The following is a 23,139-nucleotide window of genomic DNA, read 5'->3' on the forward strand; positions in this document are numbered from 1 at the left end:
CCGAAAATTGCTGAATCCGGTCTAAAATAGTTCGACTGTTCCGGCATGACCTGAGGAATGATGCTCTTTTTTCCTGCCCGATCATCTGCATGACACCCCAGCAAAGGTCGTTGTTCGGGCTTGCCGGCATCATCGCCCTCTCTTTCGCTACAGAACTGAATGAGCAGGTCTCCGCCCAGGCCCTTCCCGATATCGCGGGCGCTCTGGGGCTAAGTCTGGACTCCCAGCGCTGGTTCTCCAGCCTCTATATTACCGCCGAAATCATCGGGATGTCGGTCTCGCCCTGGCTCGCCGTAACACTGACTCTGCGACGGTTCTCGTTTTTCGTAGCGCTTCTCGCTGTCCTGTCGTCCAGCCTCATTCCGTTTACCTCAACGCTGTCCCTGCTCTACATCCTGCGCGTTCTTCAGGGGCTGGCAGGTGGCTTTACCGTTCCTCTTCTCATGACGATCGCCTTGCGGGTGCTGGCGCCCCCCATAAGGCTTTACGGTTTGGCCGCATATGCCCTGACTGCGACCTTCTTTCCCAATCTCAGCATGGCATTCGCTGGATTATGGAGCGACCTCGTGGACTGGCGTTTCGTCTTCTGGCAGTCCATCCCGCTCTGCACCCTGTCCTTCCTGCTGCTGTGGTACGGCATGCCGGTCGATCCTCCAAAACATGAGCGGTTCTGGAAATTCGACTGGAAAGGTTTCCTTCTGATCGTCTTTGGAATGGGCTCTTTCTCGATCATGCTGCAGATGGGCGACTGGATGGACTGGTTCAACAGTCCCTTTATCTGTGTCCTGGGGCTGACAAGCCTCGTCTGTATTCCGCTTTTCGTTCTGAACGAGTGGTTTCACCCACTTCCACTGTTCAGATTCCAGCTTCTTGGTCGCCGCAACTTCGCCTATGGCGCCACCACCCTGCTGACATTTGTTGTCATTTCTCTATCCTCATCCACGTTACCAGCGTCCTTTTTGCAATCCGCCGCTGGTTACCGTCCGGAACAGATCTATCCTGTCACACTGGAAATCGCGGCCATACAGCTCGTCATGCTCCCTTTGATGGCGGTCGTTCTGAACAGAACCTGGGTAGACTCCCGCATTGTCAGCTTTATCGGCATGTCCTGCATTCTGACGGCCTGCATCGGCGATTTTTTCCTCACCTCGAACTGGAACCGTGACCAGTTCTATCTCTGGCAGGCGTTACAGGGGATTGGCGACGCGATGATCGTCATGCCCCTGCTGATGATGTCCACCAACACACTCGATCCTTCGGAGGGACCATTTGCCTCTGCCATGGTCAACACACCCCGGGCGGTTGCGGAAGCCGTAGGCATCTGGTTGCTTCAACTCATGCACCGCGAGCGCGGCTCGCTTCACTCGGATCGGATTGCCGATCGCCTCGGGCAGGTTCGCTACAGCCTCGTGCAGGGCACAAACCCGGTTCTGCAACGGCCTGCTCCTCTCACGCCCTCAGGCCAGGCTGCCTCTCCCGGCAGTATGGGCGCCTTACATGCCCAGATGGCCCGACAGACCGCAACACTGACGTTCAGCGATGACTGGGTCGTACTCGGTAGTCTCGTGGTTTTCCTGATGATCTGGGTCTGCGTACTTCCCGTTCGAACCTATCCCCCACGTATCGTGTTTCAGTCGAAATAACTCCCGAAGCCATCCTGCCATGCAGCAGGACTTGAAAGGAATTGCCGCAGGATGGCAGATCAGCACGACAAGTCTTCCCAGGATCCCCGTGAAGAAGAGCAGAAAAAAAAGCAGGACCGCAAACACCAAACCATCACCCGCTGGCTTTTCATTGGTGGCGGCCTTGTCATCCTCGTCTTCATCGCTGTCGTTCTGGCCATTATTTTTGTGCCCAACCGCCATGTCTGGACCGACGACGCCTATGTTACAGCCCATTATACCGTCGTTGCCCCCCGAATTGCCGGGCAGGTGATCGCTGTTGACGTCACCGACAACCAGCCAGTGAAGGCCGGACAGGTTCTTGTCGAACTTGACCCCCACGATTACCAGACCACACTGGACCAGAGCCGTGCGACGCTCGCGCGGGACGAAGCGCTCGTGCAGGATGCCGCAGCCAGCGTGTCACGCCAGCCCTCCATTATTGATGAGAATGTCGGGGAAGCCGCCCGCATCCGTGCCCAGCTCGTTTTTGCCCGTCAGAATGACCAGCGTTATACCAACCTGGCCCGTACAGGTGCCGGTTCGACGCAGGAACATCAGCAGTCCGCGGCGAGCCTGCGCGAAATGGAAGCAACGCTCCAGTCCCTTGAAGCACGCATTGCCGCCGCACGCGCCCAGATTCCCGTTCTTCAGGCCCGACACAAATCTGCACTGGCGACCGTGGATATGGACCGTGCCCATGTCCGCCAGGCCGAGTTGAACCTGTCCTATACCAAAGTCCGCGCGTTGGAAGACGGCATGATCGGCGAACGCAGCGTCCAGACCGGAAATTATGTTGATTCGGGCACCGCTCTTATGGCGCTCGTCCCGCTCGACCAGATCTGGATCCGCGCCAACTACCGTGAGCTCGCGCTCCGTCACATGCGTCCTGGCCAAGCTGTCAAAATCCATGTGGATGCCTACGACGTGACTCTGGACGGGATCGTGGACAGCATTCCCCCGGCCTCGGGAGCTGTCTTCGCCCCTATTGCGCCGGAAAACGCGACTGGAAACTTCACCAAGATCGTCCAGCGCCTGCCGGTCAAGATTATCCTTGCACCGAACCAGCCCCTGGCCCGTCTGCTGCGCCTTGGCTTTTCCGTAGAGACCACGGTTGATACCAACCTCGACAATGTCACCGTCGAACAGCTTCAAAACCCGAGAAGCGTTACGCCCTCCCTATCATCTCCCACGCCTGCAGCTGCACCATGAAGTGCCGTTCCATTTCCGTATTGCTGACCGGCAGCCTCGTACTTTCGGCCTGCACCATGGGGCCGAACTTCCAGCGTCCGACCATGAATACTCCCGCCAGTTGGGGGCCTGAACCCCAGAGTATCAGTCAGACCTATGCGGGTGCTGTCGATACGCGCTGGTGGCAAAACTTCCATGACCCTGAACTGACCAGCCTTGCCAATCGGCTCGGAAAACAGAACCTCAACCTGCAGATCGCCGCAGAACGCATCAGCGAAGCCCGATCGCAGATGAAAGCTGCCGCATCCGCTGGGCTGCCACAGGCCAACTGGTCCGGCTCCTATGCCTACCGTCAGCTCAGCTCTGAAGGCATTTTCTCGCTCGCGGAACCACGCCCCGGTTCGAGTATGAACTTCAATCTTTACGAAAACGTCCTAAGCACCAGTTGGGATCTGGATCTGTTTGGCACCATTCGCCGCAGCGTTGAAGCGCAACATGCCAACGCAACAGCCATGCTCGCAGGACGCCGTGCCACAGCCCTCGCGGCGGTCAGCGACCTCGCAACCAGCTACATGCAACTGCGCGGCGTCCAGCAGCAGCAAGCCATTCTCAAATCAAATATCGCACTGGCCCGGACCAGCCTGAAGCTGGTGAAGGAGCGTTTCGCCAATGGCGTTGCCACAAATCTGGACGTCTCACAGGCCTCTGCACAGCTTGCCAGCATGAGCGCCGATTTACCCGGCCTCGAGAACTCCGAAGCAGCCCTCATCAATGCTATCAGCCTGCTTCTGGCAGAGCCACCCCGCGCCCTTGAAGCCGAACTGCGACCATACTCTGTCCAGCCGCCCTTGCCAGCCCGCGTTCCCGTGGGTTTTCCGTCAGATCTGACACGTCGCCGTCCGGACATCCTTCAGGCAGAAGCGCGTCTCCATGCTGCGACCGCAGAAGTCGGTGTTGCCACGGCGGCCTTTTATCCGGACATTACGCTTGCCGGAAATATGGGAACAGAATCCTTTTCCGCTGCTGATTTCTTTTCGCTGCCAGCAAAGCAGTTCAGCGTTGGTCCTACTCTCAACATCCCTGTTTTCGAGGGCGGAAGGCTGATTTCTACGCTTCAGTTTCGGAAAGCCGCGCAGCGTGAAGCCATCCTGACATGGCACAATACGGTTTTGAATGCCTGGCGCGAAGTCGACGATGCCATGACGGCCTATACCAAGGCACAGTCAACTTATAATCTGACGCAACAGGCACTTCTTCAGAACAAGGCCGCCTTCAACGCCGCACATGAGCGTTACCGGCAAGGCGCGTCGGATTATCTGAACGTTGTGGCAACACAGGCAGCTCTGCTTTCCAGCCAGTCTGCTCTCTCCATTAGCCAGACGCGAACTGAGACCACACTTGTTGGCCTCTACCGCGCACTCGGTGGAGGCTGGGAGTATGCCGAATAGACCTGGGCCGCGTTACCAAAAGACCGGTTTGTGTTGGGTAAGATCTGTTTTGCTAATTGCTATGGCTAGGTAGCGTAATGGAGCAGATATGGCACGAGGTAATCTGACGGATCAGGAATGGGCGATAACGGGCAGCATATGATCAACAGCGCCGTAGTCCGTGCCTATTCACAGTATCCGGGTGCAGAAGGGAAGCTCATTCGGAGGCTTGTGGTCGACCATACAGCAGCTTTACGAGCAAAATCCACGCTCCATGCGATAGTCAGGGACGCACTCCCGGCTTTGTCCTTACCGCAGGGCGGCTCTCGAATAACAAAGCCATGCTGGCCGATCGGGGGCAATGACAGCGACAGCCGCCGCCAGGACCTGCTGATCCACGGGATCCTGCCGGTTATTCCCTCACGAAAAGGCCGTGGCGCTCCCAGCCAGCAGACTGGAAAAGCTATCTGGACCGCATTAGGTCCTTTGTAAACGTGACCTGGTTTTGAGTGCCTTGTTGAGATGCGTGAAATGATCATCCATGATTTTCACGGCCCCCTCCACATCGTTTTCACGTAATGCATGTACCAATCGGCGGTGGTTGTCGCAGGATTTCTGTGCATCGGCCCTGGATTGATAGAGGGCTGCGATCAGCACGGTTCGGGTCGTCAATTCCTCAAGAAAATTGGCAATAATAGAACTCCCGAGTGCCGTGGCCAAATGGACGTGGAAATGACCCAGAAGATAGCTGCGGCGTCCCAGATCATCCTCGTCAATGGCACGCTGCTGCTCGAGAACATGCGTCTCAAGGTGATCAATCGCATCTGTGCTGATGCTTTTTCGGGTCATAAGAAGACCGACCTCAATCGATCGACGCGCTTCTATCGTTTCACGGGCCTCTTCCGCAGTGGGTTCAACAACGAACCAGCCTCTCCGTGGCGAAACAGCTACAATGCCCCGGCTACTGAGCCGCATCATCGCTTCTCGCACCAAAGTTCGCGAGACACCGAAAATCTCGCCCAGATCTTTCTCTCCGAGCCGTTCTCCTGGCGAGATTTCCGCAGAAAGAACGGCCTGTATGATCCTGTTCTCGATGACATTGCTGCTGGCTGGCTGCAGCGGTTTTTCCCAGGCTTTCATAACAGTTTGTATGCGCTTCCTTTTCCGAAGGGACAAGCACGACAGTAGATCCGTGAAAGGAATATTCCGGAAAAGATCGTTTTTAATATGGAACAAGAGAATTTTATATTCTATCTTGTATACAAGATTTGCCAGATTGGTGAATTGTGACACATCCTGACTGCTTCACATCGCCGATCTGGAAATGCCCGATGTCCCTTGCTTCGTCCTGTCGCCTCCGCCCTGTTTTTTCGCTGCGCACAATGCTTTTATCCACAGCTCTCCTGTCCTGCGCAGGAAGTGCTGATGCGGCTGCGATAGCAGCAAAACGAGGAGTACACTCCGCAAACAAACATGAGTCTGCCGCCTCACGACATCATGCGACCGACGTTTCTGCGACAAGTAACGAGGTTGTTCGTGTCAATGCTCGGCGCGGAGTAACAGGGGCAGGACAGCACGAAGCACATTCCGAAACTGTATTGTCCCGCCAGGAACTTCAGAACCGGAATGTTCGGCAGCTGACAGATATCGTTCGTGTCGCACCGAACCTGACCATTCAGCCTTCTTTTGGAAGCTCTGCACTGAATTTTGCCCTGCGTGGTGTCGGGCTGATGGATTTTACACAGAACAATACGCCATCCGTCATGCCGTATGTAGACGGTGTGGCCTATCCCGTCAGCATCATGACATCTGGCATACTGTTCGACATGGACGACATCTCGGTTGCCCCAGGCGCATCCGGCTTTACGCATGGACAATCCACTACGGGTGGAGAAATAAATTTCCATACGGCAGACCCAACGCCCGAATTTCACGCGGGTCTGACGGAAGATATTGCCAGCTATGGGCGTAACCGAGTTGAAGGGTTCGTTTCTGGGCCGATCTCCCGATCTGTATCGTTCCGGCTTGCCGGACAGTCCATGACTGGTGGCGGCTTTCAGCGCAATTCCAGAGGTGAGGGTTACGGCAACGCCAATATCGGCGCTCTTCGTGGAAAGCTTCGCTGGAAGATCGACGAAACTTCGACACTCGATGTTGGCGGCCACTGGACGACGGATCAATCTGAAGCATCGTCTGGACACAATCTGTACAATAGCTACGGCATCCCCATTACATCCAATATCATGGAAACAGAATGGGGACTTGACCCACGATTTGCAAAAATCATCGGTATAAACGGCAACGACAAAAAGCCGCGCGAAGACAACATGTTCTGGGGCGCCAACATCAAATATACCAAGGATTTCAGCTGGGGTCGCCTGTGGACGCTGAGTGCGTTTGAGACTGTGGACGAACATGAGTTGACCAATCAGACCAACTCTGTCGCCTCCTATGGCAACATGTTCCGCAACAATCAGACCAATGTCTTTTCTCAGGAACTCAAGATTGAATCCCTGAACCCGCATGCCAAATTTCATTGGGAAGCAGGGATGTATTACAGCCGGGCACGGATGGCACAGAATTTCTGGTATGATTCTTCAGATCGTCCCAATACAACACCTCTCAATGAGACATCGTATCGTCAGAACCAGCAGAATTTCAATCAATACGTCCAGCTCTCCTACCGGATACTCCCAAAGCTGACTGTAATCGGGGCGATCAGCCATGAATCTGATGACCGTCAGATGCTGAACGTTCTCAGTGCAGATTATGATCTCAACACGGGCGCAAGAACACGTCTTCAGAATTTCGGAAATTCCGGCGCATTGACCAACCAGTTTGCCGGACGCGTTGGGGCACAGTATCAGTTCGAGCCGAACATCATGGGTTACGTGATGTTCTCGCGCGGCTTCAAGCCAGGCGGCTTCTCCGCCAATATCACCCAGCAATCCAGTCAGCTGAAGCCATTCAAGCCCGAACAGGTTCTGACCTATGAAGGCGGTTTCAAGACCATGTTCTTCAACCGCCGCCTGCGGTTCAATGCCGCTGGTTTCTACTATGACTATCGCGACCAGCAGCTTCTGGGCACCATTCTTGTACCACCGTATGGCGTGCTCGGCGGCTATGTGAATGCTCCGCGCTCCAATATCTATGGTGCCGAATTCGACATGGAAGCCCACCCATTCCACGGGCTCGTGCTGACACAGAATTTCGGCTACCAGAACGGTTCCTACTCCCAGTTCCAAAGCCTGAACCGCAGTGCAACTACAGCCCAGTTTGCAGCGACAGGAATATGGTCACCGGTCAATACAAACTACAATGGCTACAATATGGGTCTGGCAAACCTGACACTCTCCGGTGCCGCGACTTACTCATGGCCGATGTTCCGCGACTACAAAATGACTTTTGATGTCGACTATAACTACCGCGGCGCCCAGACACAGCCTCAGCATATTGGAGACGGAGGCATCTACCGCGCCCCTTCATACTTTCTCGTAAACTCCTTTCTGACCTTTGCCGCCCCGAAACAACATTGGTCTGTCACGGTTTACGGTCAGAATCTTGCTGATCGCCGCTACTGGCTTTCAGGCGGAACACAGGCAACTTTCTATGGCGTCATGCCAGGTCTGCCACGTTTTGTAGGCGCAAAGATGAACGTAACATATTGATGGCTGGAGGCCTTGAGCCTCTCGCTTTTTAATCGTTCATCTGTTTCGAGGCAGGGATGGGACGACCTGTATGCCGAGTTGCGCAGCACAGGCCGCGTCCCGCCCCCAGAGCGGGTTCACGACATTCCGGTTTCCCTGCAAAAAATGGATTTCTCTGGTGAATGTTATGACGACCGTTCAGTATTATCCGGAATCTGTCCTTTCTCAGCAGGTCAAGACCCTTCTGCTTCAAGCCGGCGCACAGGAAAAGGACGCAGAGGCGACGACATGCGCTCTTCTGCACGCCTCTCGCATCGGTGTAGACAGTCACGGCGTCCGTTTGATAGGCCACTATCTCCGGCTTCTTGGAACAGGCGGCATCAATCCCAGACCGTCCACAACCTTTAAGAGAACCGGGCCTGCAACCGGTCAACTGAATGCTGATGGCGGCCTTGCCCATCCTGCTGCCTACAGGGCCATGAACGAAGCCATCCTGCTGGCACGGGAAGCAGGAATCGGAGCCGTGGGCGTACATCATTCCTCCCATTTTGGAGCCGCTGGCGCTTATGTGCTGGAAGCTGCGCGACAAGGCATGATTGGCCTGATCATGAGCAATTCCGACGCCACCGTGTCTCTGTTCGGCGGCGCCAAACCGTTTCATGGGACAAACCCCATAGCCATGGCAGCACCCGTGAAGAATTCGGATCCGTGGCTTATGGATATCGCCACATCTTCGATCCCCTTCAACCGGGTCAAACTTTACCGGTCGCTGGGACTTCCATTGCCTGTCGGAGTAGCGGCGGATAGTTCGGGTCTATCCACGCAGGATGCGATGGCTGCCTCCTTTCTTCAGCCGCTTGGCGGTGAAGGCTTCGGGTTCAAGGGAGCTGCACTGGCGGGATTGGTTACGGTACTGGCCGGCGCACTGACGGGCGCAGAACTGGACCCCGTTATGACCGGAACAGATGAAGAGCAGAATTTCCTGAAGCGACAGAATGTCGGGCATTTTGCAATCGCAATAGATCCAGAAAAATTTATCGGATCCGTCGCCTATGACCTCGCAATGCGTAAATATCTCGATCTTCTGCGCAACAGCCCCTCGGCGGACGGACAACACCCGGTTATGGCACCCGGAGACCGGGAATGGCAGGAAGCCAGACGAAGAGCCGTCAATGGCATCCCGGTTGACGCGGAAACCCGACGGATACTCGGCTTGTAGCTTACGCTCCTAACCGAAAATCAGGCGCCCCCATCCAGCCCGTTTCCCACGGAAAATAACCTCTTGTTGATGAGTCTTATCTCCACAGGAGAAAAATATCTCACAACCTTATGGACACACATATCGTTATATGTAACATAATGAGAGATAGTTCTTACGGCCAAAGTGTGATATTCCATCACAAAACGGATCGGATGGAACCCTGGGCATGACTGACCCGTCATGTCTGCTCTGTGCTTCATATGGTCTGGATGTCGTCTATGGATCTGGTTCTTGGAATTGATGTGGGGACAGGGAGCGCCCGGGCTGGTCTCTTCACCCTTGACGGGCAGAAGAAAGCGGCCTTCGTCCATAAAATCCAGACATGGACACCACGTGCCGGCTATGCCCAGCAATCGTCTACTGATATCTGGTCCGCCATCTGCGAAGCGACCCGCAACGCACTGGCAATGCTTGATGAACCATACAGAATCACCGGGATCGGCTTTGACGCAACCTGCTCTCTCGTCGTGCTTGATGAAGACGGTCATGCCCTGTCGATAGACCCCGATGGGGCACCTGAGCAGAACATCATTCTCTGGGCGGATCACCGTGCCCTTGAAGAAGCGCGGGACATCAATCGCGGCGGACATGATGTGCTTCGCTACGTCGGTGGTACGATCTCCCTTGAAATGGAGACGCCAAAGCTGCTCTGGCTGAAACGTCACCTTCCCCATATCTACGATCAGGCAGCTCATTTCTTTGATCTTCCGGACTTTCTGACGTGGCGCGCGACAGGCTGCCTGTCCCGTTCCGCCTGTTCGACAGCCTGTAAATGGACCTATCTCGCCCACGAAAACCGCTGGGATGAAAGGTATTTTCAATCTGTCGGACTGGAAGACCTCGCGGCTGACAATTTCAAACGTATCGGGAATGATATTCGTCCGTTAGGCGGTATTCTGGATGCAAACTTGAGCGCTAAAGCGGCCTCAGAAATGGGTCTGACACCCGGCATTCCCGTCGGTGTCTCCGCAATTGACGCCCATGCCGGAGGGATAGGCCTGTTTGGCCTTAACACAGAAGATTCTCTGTCCGATGAACAACTTGAGCGCTCAATATCACTGATCTGTGGCACTTCGAGCTGTCATATGGCGGTCTCGAAAGAAGCACGCTTCGTACCGGGAGTCTGGGGCCCCTACTGGAACGCGATGGTCCCTGGAATGTGGCTCAATGAGGCCGGTCAGTCCTCAACAGGATCACTGATCGACTTCATCATCTCCAGCCACAGGCTTGGCTCCTCGCTCAGGCAGGCGGCAGAAAAAGCCGGAGCAAGCGTATATGCGCTGCTGAATGCGCGGATTGAAGCGCTTGAAGGCGACAAGCTGCCGGGAACGATCACGTCAGACCTGCATGTCTTTCCGGATTTTCACGGAAACCGCTCGCCCCACGCCGATCCGGATCTGAGAGGCATGATCAGCGGACTGACCCTGTCTGATACGCTCGATGATCTGGCACGGCTCTACCTCGCCACCGTACAGGGCCTGGCTTACGGCACAAAAGACATCATTAACGCTCTCAACGCGAAGGGCTACCGGATCGACACGATCCTCGCGACCGGTGGCAGTACCAAAAACTCCGTTTTCCTGCGGGAGCACGCCAATGCAACCGGGTGCCGCATCCTGCTTCCGGCAGAACCGGATTCCGTTCTTCTGGGAGCAGCCATTCTCGGGGCCGTCGCAAGCGGAGCCTATACCGACCTGAGGCAGGCCATGGCGCGAATGAGTCATGCGGGAGACGAAATCCTCCCCGACGGGCGCACCACCTCATATCACGCCGCCAAATGTAACATCGCGCACGACATGCTCGAAAGCCAGATCACCTGGCGTCAGCAGATGCGCGACGTTCTGGAAAAGGAGGCCACCGCCTGAAGGCAGGGTCTGCTGCCCCGCCGCTCTTCCTCCACCCACTTTTTCTACCAACCAGAACCCCTTTTCCAGAGGTCATCCCATGCGTCACCTGAAATCCACCCGTACAGCCCTCTGCGCCCTTGGCGCCCTGCTCGCAGGCTCGGTCCTCTCCAGCGCACAAGCCGCCGGAACCCTGACGATCGCCACAGTGAACAACGGCGACATGATCGTCATGCGGCAGCTTTCGACGGAATTCGAAAAAGCCCATCCCGACATTCACCTGAACTGGGTCACGCTTGAAGAAAACGTCCTGCGTCAGCGCGTAACGACCGACATCGCCATGAAAACCGGCCAGTTCGATGTCGTCACCATCGGCAATTACGAAGTGCCGATCTGGGCCAAGCAGGGCTGGCTCACCGAAATCAAGCCTGACGACGCCTATGACATGAATGACATCCTGCCTTCCGTGCGTGAGAGCCTCACAGCAGACGGCAAGCTCTACGCCCTGCCATTCTATGCCGAGAGCGTCATCACCTATTACCGCAAGGACCTGTTCCAGAAAGCTGGGCTGACAATGCCCGAACAGCCGACTTATGATCAGATCCGCCAGTTCGCGGACAAGATCACGGACAAGCCCAATCAGGTCTACGGCATCTGTCTGCGCGGCAAGCCCGGCTGGGGCGAAAACATGGCGTATATTTCCTCGCTCGCCAACACGTTCGGCGCGCAGTGGTTCGACATGTCCTGGAAACCGACCCTGACATCCGACGCCTGGAAAGCGACCCTGAACTGGTATGTCTCTGCCCTGAAGGCTGATGGCCCTCCGGGTGCCACGTCCAATGGCTTCAACGAAAACCTAGCTCTGTTTGCCAGCGGGCATTGCGGAATCTGGATTGATTCCACGGTCGCAGGCGGCCTGCTGTTCGATCCGAAGCAGTCGCAGGTTGCGGACAAGGTCGGCTTTGCTCCCGCTCCCAAAGGCCCCTACGGCAAAGGACCGACCTGGCTGTGGAGCTGGAGCCTCGCCGTGCCCGTCAGCTCCCATCAGAGCGCCGATGCCCAGACCTTCATCACATGGGCCACATCCAAGGATTACGTGAAACTGGTCGCCGCCCGGAAGGGCTGGGTCGCAGCCCCTCCGGGAACACGCGCCTCGACCTATGCAGCGCCCGAATATCTCAAGGCCGCCCCCTTCGCCTCCTTCGTCCTGAACGCCATCAAGACCGCTGATCCCAATGGTCCGACCGCACAGCCCCGCCCCTACACAGGCGCCCAGTTCGTCGCGATCCCGGAATTCCAGTCCATCGGCACTCAGGTCGGCCAGACGGTTGCAGCAACCCTGTCCGACCAGATGACGGTCGATCAGGCGCTGACATCCGCTCAGGCTTCGGTCACCCGCGCGCTCCGCCAGTCCGGCCGCGCGCGATAACGCCGCCAGATCAAGGTCAAAATACCATGCAGGCCGTTCTCGAACACAGCCCGCCCGCAGGGGCGACAGTCCGGACCACGAAGAGGACAGGATTCCTGCTCCTCTCTCCGTCCGCCCTGATCCTTCTGGTCTGGTCGATCGTCCCACTCGTCATGACGCTGTGGTACTCGCTACAGAACTATAACCTCGTCGATCCCACGCTGCACGGCTTCGCGGGCATCGACAATTACTGGTACCTGCTGACCGACCCCGATTTTCTGCACGCTTTGCTGAACACACTCGTCCTCGTTGCGGGCGTCCTGCTGATCAGCATTGGCGGTGGAACACTGCTGGCTGTTCTTTACGATCAGGAATTTTTCGGACGCGGCATCGCCCGCATCATGGTCATTTCGCCATTCTTCATCATGCCGACGGTTTCCGCGCTGTTGTGGAAAAACCTGATGCTGCACCCGATCTATGGCGTCTATTCCGCCATGATGCGGGCCGTGGGCCTCACCCCAATCGACTGGCTGGCGCGGTTTCCGCTCATGACCGTCATGATGATCGTCGCCTGGGAATGGCTGCCCTTCGCGGTTCTCATCCTGCTGACGGCCGTGCAGTCTCTGGACGGCGAGCAGCGTGAAGCCGCCCGCATGGATGGCGCGGGGCCGATCGCGCGTTTCCGCTACATCATCCTGCCGCATCTGGGCCGCGCCATCAGCGTCGTGGTCATGATCGAGACGATCTACCTGCTGACGATCTTTGCCGAAATCTCCGTCACTACGGCGGGCGGACCCGGCGTGGCCTCTACCAATCTCGCCTACCTGATCTATTCCCGCGCCCTGCTTCAGTTCGACGTGGGCGGTGCTTCAGCGGGTGGCGTGGTCGCAATCGTCATCGCCAATATCGTCGCAATTTTTCTGGTGCGCGCCGTAGCCCGCAATCTGGAGGCCTGACATGGCGCTCAAGACAAAAACCAGCACCCGGATCGGCGTCACCATTCTTGGATGGGGAATAGCACTCTGGTTGTTCTTCCCGATCTTCTGGATGATCCTCACGAGCTTCAAGAGCGAGGTTCAGGCGATTTCCACGCCGCCAAAGCTGTTCTTCATGCCCACGCTGAGCAGCTATGCCGAGGTGTTTGAACGCGCCAATTACTGGCACTTCGCGCTGAATACCGTGATCGTATCGGTCGGAGCGACAGCCATCGCCATCGCACTGGCTGTTCCCGCCGCCTATTCGATGGCGTTCATGCCTTCAAAGCGCACCCGCGGGACTTTGCTCTGGATGCTCTCGACCCGGATGCTGCCCCCCGTGGGCGTTCTGGTGCCGATCTACATTCTGGCCCGCAACACGCATCTGCTCGACACCTGCACGGGCCTTGCGATCGTAGACATGCTCACGAACCTGCCGATCATCGTGTGGATGCTCTACACATTCTTCCGCGAAGTCCCGGCCCCCATCCTGGAAGCCGGCCGGATGGACGGCGCCACACGCTGGCAGGAAATGACGCTGGTGCTCCTGCCGCTTGCCCTGCCCGGCATCGCGTCTACAGCCCTGCTGTCGCTTATCCTGTGCTGGAACGAGGCATTCTGGTCCCTGAACCTGACGTCCTCGCACGCGGCCCCGCTGACAGCCTTCATCGCGTCGTTCTCGTCGCCAGAAGGCCTGTTCTTCGGAAAACTGTCCGCCGCCTCCACTCTTGCCGTCGCCCCGATCCTCGTTTTTGGCTGGATCAGCCAGAAACAGCTCGTCCGCGGCCTGACCTTCGGAGCCGTCAAATGACTCTGATCCCGGCTCACTCCCTTCACTCTTTCTACACGAACGGGGCCTGACCCATGGCGACTGTCGAACTCAAAAACCTCCGCAAGACGTATCTTACGGAAGAAATCATCAAGGGCATTTCCCTGTCGATCGAAGAGCGCGAATTCGTGGTCTTTGTCGGCCCGTCGGGCTGCGGAAAGTCCACGCTCCTGCGCATGATCGCAGGGCTGGAAGATATCACCTCCGGCGATCTGCTCATTGACGGGCAGCGCGTGAACGACGTGGAACCCGGCAAGCGCGGTCTGGCTATGGTGTTTCAGTCCTATGCGCTCTACCCGCACATGAACGTTTACAAAAACATGGAATTCGGCCTGAAGCTATCCGGCATGCCGGAAGCGGAACGGCGTACAAAAATCGAGCATGTCGCCCGCACGCTCCAGCTCGAACCCTATCTGAACCACAAGCCCGGGCAGCTTTCCGGCGGTCAGCGCCAGCGTGTCGCCATCGGGCGCGCCATTGTGCGCAATCCGAAAGTGTTCCTGTTCGACGAACCGCTTTCCAACCTCGACGCCGCCCTGCGCGGTCAGATGCGCGTGGAACTCTCAGCCCTGCACCGCAAGCTCGGCGCCACCACGATCTATGTGACGCACGACCAGGTCGAAGCCATGACCATGGCCGACAAGATCGTCGTCCTGCAGAAAGGCGTGGTCGAACAGATCGGCTCCCCGCTCGAACTGTACCATCACCCGCGTAACCTGTTCGTGGCCCGCTTCATCGGCTCCCCGCCCATGAACTTCTTCTCGGCCATTTTCCAGGGCGGAGACGCCGCCGGATCGAGCGTGCAACTCCGGGATGGATCAAACCTCTACGTCCCCGTCACATCCCCGGGCCTTCTGCCCGGAACCAAAGTGACGGTCGGCATCCGCCCCGAACACGTCGAACTGGCATCTTCAGGCCCCAACAGCGGCGGCGTCGAAGTCATCGAGCGCCTCGGCGCCATCACGCTCGTTCATGTCCGCATGCCAGACGGGGAAATCATCGTCGTCCAGACGGATGGCGCCGTTCTCACGGATGTGGATACCCGCGTCAGCCTGACCCTGCCCCCGCGCAACTGTCACCTTTTTGCTCCTGACGGCCTGGCCTTCGAGGCCTGTCACCGTCACCCGCTCGCTGCCTGATTTTAGGAACCACACATCATGTACATGGAAAAACTCCGCCTCGATAACCGCGTCGCCATCGTCACCGGTGGCGCACAGAACATCGGTCTGGCCTGCGTCACGGCCCTTGCCGAAGCCGGCGCGCGCGTCGTCATCGCGGACCTCGACGAAGCGCTCGCAGCCCAGGCCGTCCGAGACCTGCGCGATCAGGGTCATGACGTCAGCAGCGTTCTCATGGACGTCACAAAGACGGACAGCGTACAGAACGCCGTGCGCAGCGTTCATGAAAAGGAAGGCCGTCTGGACATTCTGGTCGCCTGCGCGGGAATCTGCATTTCCGAGGTCAAGGCCGAGGACATGACGGATGGTCAGTGGCTCAAGCAGGTGGATATCAACCTGAACGGGATGTTCCGCTCCTGCCAGGCCGCAGGACGCATCATGCTTGAGCAGAAGAAGGGCGTCATCGTCGCGATCGGCTCCATGTCCGGCCTGATCGTGAACCGTCCCCAGCAACAGGCTGCCTATAATGCGTCAAAGGCAGGTGTTCACCAGTATATCCGTTCGCTGGCCGCAGAATGGGCGCCTCACGGCATCCGAGCCAATGCCGTCGCCCCGACCTATATCGAAACCACCCTCACGCGCTTCGGCATGGAAAAACCGGAACTTTACGACGCCTGGATTGCCGGAACCCCGATGGGACGTGTCGGCCAGCCCGACGAAGTCGCCTCGGTCGTACAGTTCCTGGCCTCCGACGCCGCAAGCCTCATGACAGGCGCGATCGTGAACGTGGACGCAGGATTTACCGTCTGGTGAATCCGCTGGTCCGGGCAGCAGAAAACTGCCCGGATTTCCCCTTCGCAACAGACCGCAACACTTCGTTTCCATGAAAGAAATCTTTCAAAGTTTTATTTTCCAGACCTCTACTTGCAACTAACTCTCAATAGCGATACCAGCCTCTGACCACGCATCAGCATGAACAGTCATTTGAGGTCGGGTATGCACCGCAACAGGATTTTTTACGCGATACCCCTCTCCCTCGTCATGAGTGGAGAAGTCTTCGCAGCCGACCAGAATGTTACACCCGAACAGACCCAGCGCTCCGGGACCAAGAAAACCGAGACTGCCGGAACACAGGCTAAAACGGTTGAGACACTCAAGGTCCGCGCCCGCCGCGCCTCGACGATCGCATCTTCCGCCACCAAGTCGGACACGCCGCTCGTCGAAACCGCCCAGTCGGTCACGGTCATCACCCGCAACGAAATGGATATCCGCAACGTCTTGAACCTCAATCAGGCCGTTCGCTACACCGCAGGCATTACGCCGGATCTTCGCGGCGGCGGTGTCGGGACGCGCTATGACCAGTTTGCCCTGCGTGGGTTTTCGGCACCGACCTTCCTCGATGGCCTGAAACTTCAGGACAGCCCGACTGGTTACGCCGTCGCCCAGACCGACACGTCACGTCTGGATCGTATCGAAATTCTCAAAGGGCCAGCCTCGGCCCTTTATGGCCAGTCGAGCCCCGGTGGCCTTGTTGCCCTCTCCAGCAGACTGCCCACGGATCAGCGCTCTTATGGCAGCGTGAACGCGACCGGCGGCATGTTCGACCTGTATCGCGTGGATGCCGATGTCGGCGGTTTCGTGACGAAGAACGGCTTTGTCCGCTACCGCCTCGACGGCACCATCAACGGCCAGCACAGCCAGCTCGCCCGGACCGGCAGCCGCCGCTTCTCGATCAGCCCGTCCTTCGCATTCGGCGGCGATGGCCCGACCACGCTGACAATCCTCGGCAATTACCAATACGATCCCGAAAACGGCACCTATGGCGGCGTCCCGCTGGTCGGTTCGCTCAAACGCGCGCCGTTCGGCTTTCTGCCGCGCAATTTCTACGACGGCGATACCTCGTTCGAAAAATACAACCGCCGCCACGGTGCCATCACCTACATTTTCAATCACCGTTTCAACGACAATTGGAGCTTCAGCACCCGTGGCCGTTACGACGACATCAAGACCCAGTATCGCAGCGTCTATGACAGCGGCTATTATGTTTCGGATGACACACTGGCCCGCTCGGCCATTGCGACCAACGAACATACGCACAACCTGACATTCGACAGCCAGTTCAAAGGCAAGGTTCGTACCGGCCCCCTGCGTCACACCATGATGTTCGGCTTCGACTACATGCAGCAGACTGCCTCCGAAGTCGGCTTCTACGGCGACGCTCCGACCATGAACGTCTTCCATCCCGACTATCAGATGGCCATTGCTCCCCTGAGCCCCTGGGTGAACTACAATACCGACTCCCATCAGGCCGGCATTTATGGTCAGGACGAGATCCACTGGAAGCGCCTGATCCTGACGGGGAGCCTGCGTAACGACTGGTACCGCTCCCACCAGACCGACAACATGTACCACACCACCACCAACCAGAGCCCCAGCCAGATCACATGGCGCGCTTCTGGCCTCTATCACTTCGATTTCGGCCTCTCGCCATACATCAGCTATTCCACGTCTTTTCAGCCCCAGTCCGGAAGCGTGTCGACAGATGGTGGAAAGACGGTGCGTCAGGCCAACCCGTCCATCGGCAAACAGCTTGAAGGCGGCCTGAAATACCAGCTCCCGGGCACATCCCTGCTTCTCACCGCCGCAGGGTTCCATATCGAGCAGACGAACGTTCTCGTCGGGATCGGCAACACGGGCTACAGCGCCGAAAGCGGACTGGTCCATTCAGATGGTTTCGAGTTCGAAGCCCATGCCGAGCCGTTCCACAACCTCGTTCTGACAGCCGCTGTCAGTATCCAGAATGTCCATAACGACTCAACCGGCAAGCCCCTGATCCAGTCCGGAAAAGGCAATGCCTCGCTGTTCGCATTCTATACAATGCCCTCCGGCCCGGCGAAGGGTCTCGGCTTCGGCGGCGGCATGCGCTATTCCAACAAATCCTATGGCGGCGAAGCGTCTTACGGGAGTGTCTGGGTGCCACAATATGCCGTGTTCGATGCTTCGGTGCGCTACGACCTTTCCAACCTGTCGCACCGCCTTCATGGCTGGAACGTGGGCGCCAGCGTCCGCAATCTCTTTGACAAGAACTTTGTCGCAAACTGCCTGAGCTACGCCTCTTACGGTCAGGAATTCTGCTATTACGGAGAGCGCCGCAACGCGCAGGCCAATATTGGCTTCAGCTGGTAAACCGCTGAGCAGACACACCCGGCGCTACGACACGATCCTGCGTCTTGTCGTAGCCCTGCCGGCCGGATACGTCGTGTCCGCGCTGGCAGGCGTATGCCTTTCATTCTGGCTGCCGCTTTCCAGGGCCGATAGTGCCATGGCCGGGATCCTGCTCGGCCTGCTGCTCTGGCCGGTCGTCTTCATGATGTCTTTCGGGATCACAAATATCAGGCGACTGGCAGCAATGACCGGTGTTCTGGCCCTTGTCCTGGGTGCCTGTGTTTTCGGCGGCGGCTGGCACTCATGAAAAATACTTTCCGCGCCTCAATGGCACTGGTCCACACCACACTGGGCCTCGTGACGGGATGGGTCCTGTTCGCCATTGCCCTGTCCGGCGCCCTGAGCGTGTTCCGACAGGATATCAATCTCTGGGCCAGACCCGAATTGCCTGCTGGCGCCTCCGCCCCCCTCACCGTGAACGCCCATGCGCTGGACTGGCTGAGCCACAACGCCCCTGCCGCCAGCGCATGGTATGTCGCAAGCGCAAATGCCCTTCAGCCTTTTGCAACAGCCCTGTGGCCGGATGCGAAAGGGAACTATATCCAGCGCGCCCTTGACCCCACTACCGGCAGCCCTGACGGCATCCGCGACACGCTCGGCGGTGAATTCTTTTACCGCTTTCATTTCGAGCTTCAGCTTCCCTATCCTCTCGGCCGTCTAATCGCCGCCCTTGCTGCGCTCGCACTGGTTGTCGGGCTGATGACCGGCGTTGTCATCCACCGGCGCATTTTTGCGGATTTCTTCACCTTCCGGCCCTCACGCGGGCAGAGAAGCTGGCTGGACATGCACAACCTGCTCGGTGTCGCAGCCCTGCCCTTTCACCTAATGATTTCCTTCACCGGCGCCGTCACGCTCGGCACGCTGCTGCTTCCATGGAGTACACAGGCGCTCTACCGCAATGATCTGATGGCGTCTTATACCGAGCTCAACCCCGCTCTCTATTCCCGTCCCGCCACGGGCCATCCTGCCCATCTCGCCCCTTTTCTGCCGATGCTGCGCGAGGCCGAAAGCAAATTCGGGGGTGCCGGGCTGGAACAGATCTATGTGTTCAATCCGTCCGATCAGGCCTCTCTCGTGACCATGATCGCCGGTAACGGCCATACGGTCAGCACGTCCTCCCAGATCATCACATTCGATGGCCCCTCTGGCCGCATCCTCAGACAACACATCGAACACCGCCCCATCATCAGAACCTACGCTTTCCTGTACGGACTGCATGTCGCCCGCTTTGCCCCCACCATCACGCGCTGGCTCTATTTCCTGTCCGGCCTCGCCCTCGCAGCCGTGATCGGCAGCGGCATGCATTTGTGGGCAATCAAACGGCTGCGCCGCCCCCATCATCGGGGACACCGGATTGTCGCGCGCCTGAATGTCGGCGTGCTTGGCGGAACACCGCTCGCTTTTGCATCCTTTTTCATCGCCAACCGCCTCATCGGCCCAACAGTTCCGCACCGGGCCTGGTATGAGGTGACAACTCTCTTCACGGTCTGGGGCCTTACCCTGCTTTACGCACTGGCCCGCCGTCCGGAACGGGCCTGGCCGGAACTGCTGGGCGGCAGCGCAGTTGCGTGCCTTGTGGTCTCACTGCTCAGCCTGCCATGGCACACATCCGTTCTGGCGGGTGTTAGCGCGACGTCCGCTCTCCTGTCTGCGTCATTCGCCTTTGCAACATTGCGCACCCTGCAAAAAACGGCTCGCTCGGGATGAACTGGATCATCTCGCTGTTTCTTGGGCAGGGTGCGATGCTGCTGTTGGTTATGGCCTCGGTACGCGGAAATCGCGTCCTGTGTCGCGACAGCCTTACCGATCTGCAACGGAATATCCTGAAATGCTGCGCTGCCGTGGGTCTGACCGCCAGCCTCGTTCTTCAGGCCACGACCAGCGATTTCATCATTCTGAATACTCTCGAATGGATGCTGCTCGCAGGCCCGGAAATCATGATCGCAACGCTGCTCTGCTCCTGGCGGGAACAGCGTTCGCGATCATGACCGTCAAAAACGGTTAGCCGGAAAACGCCACCGCCGCAGCCGGATCCGTAATCGTGAGCTGCCCGGTCTCCATCCGCCCACCCAGCACATGCCTGAAGTCCGGGTCCTCCGGAGAAGTCAGCGTCACATCATACCACTGATGCGTGGCTGACAGATCCAGCCTGATGTCTTTATGCCCCCCGGATTTCAGAACAACCGTTTGCAACGGCGCAGCATCTCCCGTCCGGTACTGGACAGTCACCGGAACCCTGCCAGCATTGCTGAGGGAGAGAAGAAGTGCTGCACCCTTCCCCTTTGCATTACTTTCGTAACGACATGCTGAGCGTAGCAGAACCCGGTCAACATGCCCCCGATAGGCCCGGTAAAAGCCATTGGGCGCATGAACCGCCACATCATACAGCCCTTCTACGACCGGAAGCGTCACATCCATGTCGTCACCAGCCGCAACAGCATAGGTGCCCGCCTGCATGTCCCTACCATCATTGCGATAATCATAGACATTGAACGGCGCACCCGCAGAGCGTTCCCCATGAACACTCCGGCCCGCGCGGAGCTTCAGATGCACGCGCCTCTCTCCGGCCTGCACGCCCCCGTTGCAATAAAGTTCATACGGCAGCGCACAGGCCGGACGTATTCCCGGTTCCTGCCGAACGGTTTCCCGCAACAGATCCGGCTGTGCCCTCAGGGTCGCCATCTCGGAAGCGGACAAAGAATGAAAACCGCCCGGCATCGGACGGTTCCGTGCATCCTCAATCACCCGCAGATGCGTGTCGCGATCCAGATAACTCAGGGACGGTGCAGCTTCTTCGGAAGAATGAAAGCAGGACGTCAGATCGCCACAGATCGCACGACGCCAGGGAGAAATATTCGTCTCCCGGACAGGCGTTCCAAACTTCCGTTCCACAAAATGCTCGAGAAACTGCAACGTCGAACTGTGGTCGAAAAGCTCTGAATTGACCCGTCCGCCCCGGCTCCACGGGGACGCAACCACCATCGGCACCCGGAACCCGAGGCCAATCGGGCCGCTACGGGCCAGTCGCTCGGGAACACCCAGTCGGACTTCATCTTCAGCGACTGTATACTCCAGTCCGTCCGCTCCAATTGTCCCGGAAGACTGCCCCGTCTCCAGACGCTGGGGGTCGGGCGCTGCGTAAGAACAGCAATGATCGAAATACCCGTCATTTTCATCATAGGTCAGGATGAAAATGGTCTTTTTCCAGACTGCGGGATTTTCAGTCAGAATATTCATGACCTCCGAGACATACCACGCCCCGTACCAGGCCGATGTCGGGTGGTCCGAGAAATGCTCCGGAGCGGCCAGCCATGAAACGGCCGGAAGAGTCCCTGTCCTCGCGTCCTTGCGGAACTGGTAGAGCACATCGCCCTTGGGCGCTTTCATTCCCTTTGCGTCCGGATCATCCTCAAACGCCAGATCTTCAAGCGAATGATAATCCAGATCAGCCTTGTTCGTCACGAACGCCTTGGTGAAAAGTGCGCGCTCCGCCGGGGTCAGCTCTTCATAACCCTTTGCTGATTTCTGCCGCCGGCGCAGAACGTCCATCAGAGCCCTGGCTTCCACAAGCTGCTCACCACGCTCACCCGAAACCAGCATCTCAAGTTTTTCAAGCCGGTTGATATGCTCGGAACATTCCTGGATCCGCTCTTCAATCCAGTCTCCGAAGCCTGGATTGGAACCGACATTGAAGCTGTCAAAACATTCCAGAACGTTACATCCGAAATTCGACAGCCAGGATCGTTCCGCCCCAGACATCCCGCCCGTCTGGCTGAGTTCGTTCTGATAGAACTTCCAGGAAACCCCGATCTTTTCCAGCCGCTCCGGAAAAGTCGTCCAGGTCATCCCGCCTTCAAGAATTTCCGGGTTCCGCATATAGACGCTGGACGTCGTGTTCTGCTGGTCACGGACGGTTCCCGTCCAGAAGATCAGGCGATTGGGCGTCGTGCTTGTCATCGCCCCACAATAATTCTGGTCACAGACCGTAAAGGCATCGGCCAGCGCGTAATAAAACGGAAGATCCTCTCGGGTATAATAACCCATCGTCAAAGGATACTGTTTGTATTCCTTTTTGTGAGGCCGCTTGGCATCAATCCAGTCATCATGATGCCCCCCATTCCAGGCATCGACCTGACTGTCCCGTGAATGCGGGATCGAGCCCATCCACGTGACTCTGGTATCATGAATATTGAGGCGCCAGGGTGCATAGGTTTCGCCTCCCTTCCCCGACTGCACGAAAACGGAATTACCGTTTTTCTGCCGGATGGCCCGCCTGTCATTGAACCCGCGAACACCGGCAAGTGTTCCGAACATATGATCGAAAGATCGGTTTTCCTGCATGAGGATCACCACATGCTCGGCATTCAGATATGTCGTTCCCGGATCGGGCGCTATGGCGTAAGCGCGGCGAATGGCGGCCGGCAGCCCCTGCGTTGCTGCGGCCGCTCCGCCGAACAGGGCATATTTGAGAAAAGTTCTGCGAGAGGACATGTCAATCTTTGCCTGAAACCGGAAGGCGTTTGTAACGCCAGAAAAGGTATATCAGGACAGTCC

General features: G+C 57.6%; 17 protein-coding genes. 15 read left to right on the forward strand and 2 right to left on the reverse strand.

The features are described from left to right. Nucleotides 1-89: 89 nt before the first annotated feature. From GAL01_RS13865 to GAL01_RS13875, 3 genes are read left to right on the forward strand one after another with little or no spacing between them, the layout of a single operon-like run. Complete coding sequence (locus GAL01_RS13865; protein ID WP_062029595.1) at nucleotides 90-1,643, forward strand: MFS transporter; 1,554 nt, start codon at nucleotides 90-92, stop codon at nucleotides 1,641-1,643. 51 nt (nucleotides 1,644-1,694) lie between these two features. Beyond that, nucleotides 1,695-2,873, forward strand: a complete 1,179-nt coding sequence (locus GAL01_RS13870) for an HlyD family secretion protein (protein ID WP_062029597.1) — start codon at nucleotides 1,695-1,697, stop codon at nucleotides 2,871-2,873. After that, nucleotides 2,870-4,300, forward strand: coding sequence for an efflux transporter outer membrane subunit (locus GAL01_RS13875; protein WP_062029599.1), 1,431 nt, complete (start codon nucleotides 2,870-2,872; stop codon nucleotides 4,298-4,300). Before GAL01_RS13870 ends, GAL01_RS13875 begins: the two co-directional genes overlap by 4 nt. A 456-nt stretch (nucleotides 4,301-4,756) precedes the next feature. Here GAL01_RS13875 and GAL01_RS13885 read toward each other — a convergent pair whose 3' ends face one another. Then, nucleotides 4,757-5,419 (reverse strand): GntR family transcriptional regulator, encoded by a 663-nt coding sequence (locus GAL01_RS13885; RefSeq protein WP_062029601.1) that lies wholly within the window; start codon nucleotides 5,417-5,419, stop codon nucleotides 4,757-4,759. Nucleotides 5,420-5,610: 191 nt separating this feature from the next. Between GAL01_RS13885 and GAL01_RS13890 the strand changes: the two genes are divergently transcribed. The 12 genes from GAL01_RS13890 (at nucleotide 5,611) to GAL01_RS13945 (ending at nucleotide 20,573) form a co-directional block, all read left to right on the forward strand. Further along, entirely contained in the window at nucleotides 5,611-7,947 is a 2,337-nt protein-coding gene (locus GAL01_RS13890; RefSeq protein WP_082790701.1) for a TonB-dependent receptor, read from the forward strand. Between the two features lie 166 nt (nucleotides 7,948-8,113). After that, nucleotides 8,114-9,145: an Ldh family oxidoreductase gene (locus tag GAL01_RS13895; RefSeq protein WP_062029626.1), complete on the forward strand. Its 1,032-nt coding sequence runs from the start codon at nucleotides 8,114-8,116 to the stop codon at nucleotides 9,143-9,145. Between the two features lie 260 nt (nucleotides 9,146-9,405). Then, complete coding sequence (locus GAL01_RS13900) at nucleotides 9,406-11,052, forward strand: FGGY-family carbohydrate kinase (RefSeq protein WP_082790702.1); 1,647 nt, start codon at nucleotides 9,406-9,408, stop codon at nucleotides 11,050-11,052. A 79-nt stretch (nucleotides 11,053-11,131) separates the two neighbouring features. Further along, nucleotides 11,132-12,460 carry an ABC transporter substrate-binding protein gene (locus tag GAL01_RS13905; protein ID WP_062029604.1) on the forward strand — a complete coding sequence of 443 codons (1,329 nt, stop codon included), beginning with the start codon at nucleotides 11,132-11,134 and terminating at the stop codon, nucleotides 12,458-12,460. 26 nt (nucleotides 12,461-12,486) lie between these two features. Beyond that, nucleotides 12,487-13,395 carry a carbohydrate ABC transporter permease gene (locus GAL01_RS13910; RefSeq protein ID WP_062029606.1) on the forward strand — a complete coding sequence of 303 codons (909 nt, stop codon included), beginning with the start codon at nucleotides 12,487-12,489 and terminating at the stop codon, nucleotides 13,393-13,395. Nucleotide 13,396: 1 nt separating this feature from the next. Continuing rightward, nucleotides 13,397-14,224: a carbohydrate ABC transporter permease gene (locus GAL01_RS13915; RefSeq protein ID WP_062029607.1), complete on the forward strand. Its 828-nt coding sequence runs from the start codon at nucleotides 13,397-13,399 to the stop codon at nucleotides 14,222-14,224. Nucleotides 14,225-14,277: 53 nt separating this feature from the next. Continuing rightward, nucleotides 14,278-15,381 (forward strand): ABC transporter ATP-binding protein, encoded by a 1,104-nt coding sequence (locus GAL01_RS13920; RefSeq protein WP_062029608.1) that lies wholly within the window; start codon nucleotides 14,278-14,280, stop codon nucleotides 15,379-15,381. A gap of 18 nt (nucleotides 15,382-15,399) precedes the next feature. Next, nucleotides 15,400-16,173 carry an SDR family NAD(P)-dependent oxidoreductase gene (locus GAL01_RS13925; protein ID WP_062029609.1) on the forward strand — a complete coding sequence of 258 codons (774 nt, stop codon included), beginning with the start codon at nucleotides 15,400-15,402 and terminating at the stop codon, nucleotides 16,171-16,173. Nucleotides 16,174-16,356: 183 nt separating this feature from the next. Further along, the gene (locus GAL01_RS13930; protein WP_062029610.1) at nucleotides 16,357-18,546 is read left to right on the forward strand and encodes a TonB-dependent siderophore receptor; all 2,190 of its coding nucleotides are present in this window, start codon (nucleotides 16,357-16,359) and stop codon (nucleotides 18,544-18,546) included. Next, complete coding sequence (locus GAL01_RS13935; protein ID WP_062029611.1) at nucleotides 18,530-18,832, forward strand: hypothetical protein; 303 nt, start codon at nucleotides 18,530-18,532, stop codon at nucleotides 18,830-18,832. Before GAL01_RS13930 ends, GAL01_RS13935 begins: the two co-directional genes overlap by 17 nt. Then, a complete protein-coding gene (locus GAL01_RS13940; protein ID WP_082790703.1) occupies nucleotides 18,829-20,292 on the forward strand; it encodes a PepSY-associated TM helix domain-containing protein in 1,464 nt (487 codons plus the stop codon). The genes GAL01_RS13935 and GAL01_RS13940 overlap by 4 nt, the downstream gene beginning before the upstream one ends. Then, nucleotides 20,289-20,573: a hypothetical protein gene (locus tag GAL01_RS13945; RefSeq protein WP_062029616.1), complete on the forward strand. Its 285-nt coding sequence runs from the start codon at nucleotides 20,289-20,291 to the stop codon at nucleotides 20,571-20,573. The genes GAL01_RS13940 and GAL01_RS13945 overlap by 4 nt, the downstream gene beginning before the upstream one ends. Before the next feature lie 13 nt (nucleotides 20,574-20,586). Here the strand turns inward: GAL01_RS13945 and GAL01_RS13950 are convergent, their stop codons facing one another. Beyond that, entirely contained in the window at nucleotides 20,587-23,076 is a 2,490-nt protein-coding gene (locus GAL01_RS13950) for a phosphocholine-specific phospholipase C (RefSeq protein WP_062029618.1), read from the reverse strand. Nucleotides 23,077-23,139: the final 63 nt, after the last annotated feature.

Origin of the sequence: Gluconobacter albidus (assembly GCF_002723915.1) — a bacterium.
GTDB classification, from domain to species: domain Bacteria; phylum Pseudomonadota; class Alphaproteobacteria; order Acetobacterales; family Acetobacteraceae; genus Gluconobacter; species Gluconobacter albidus.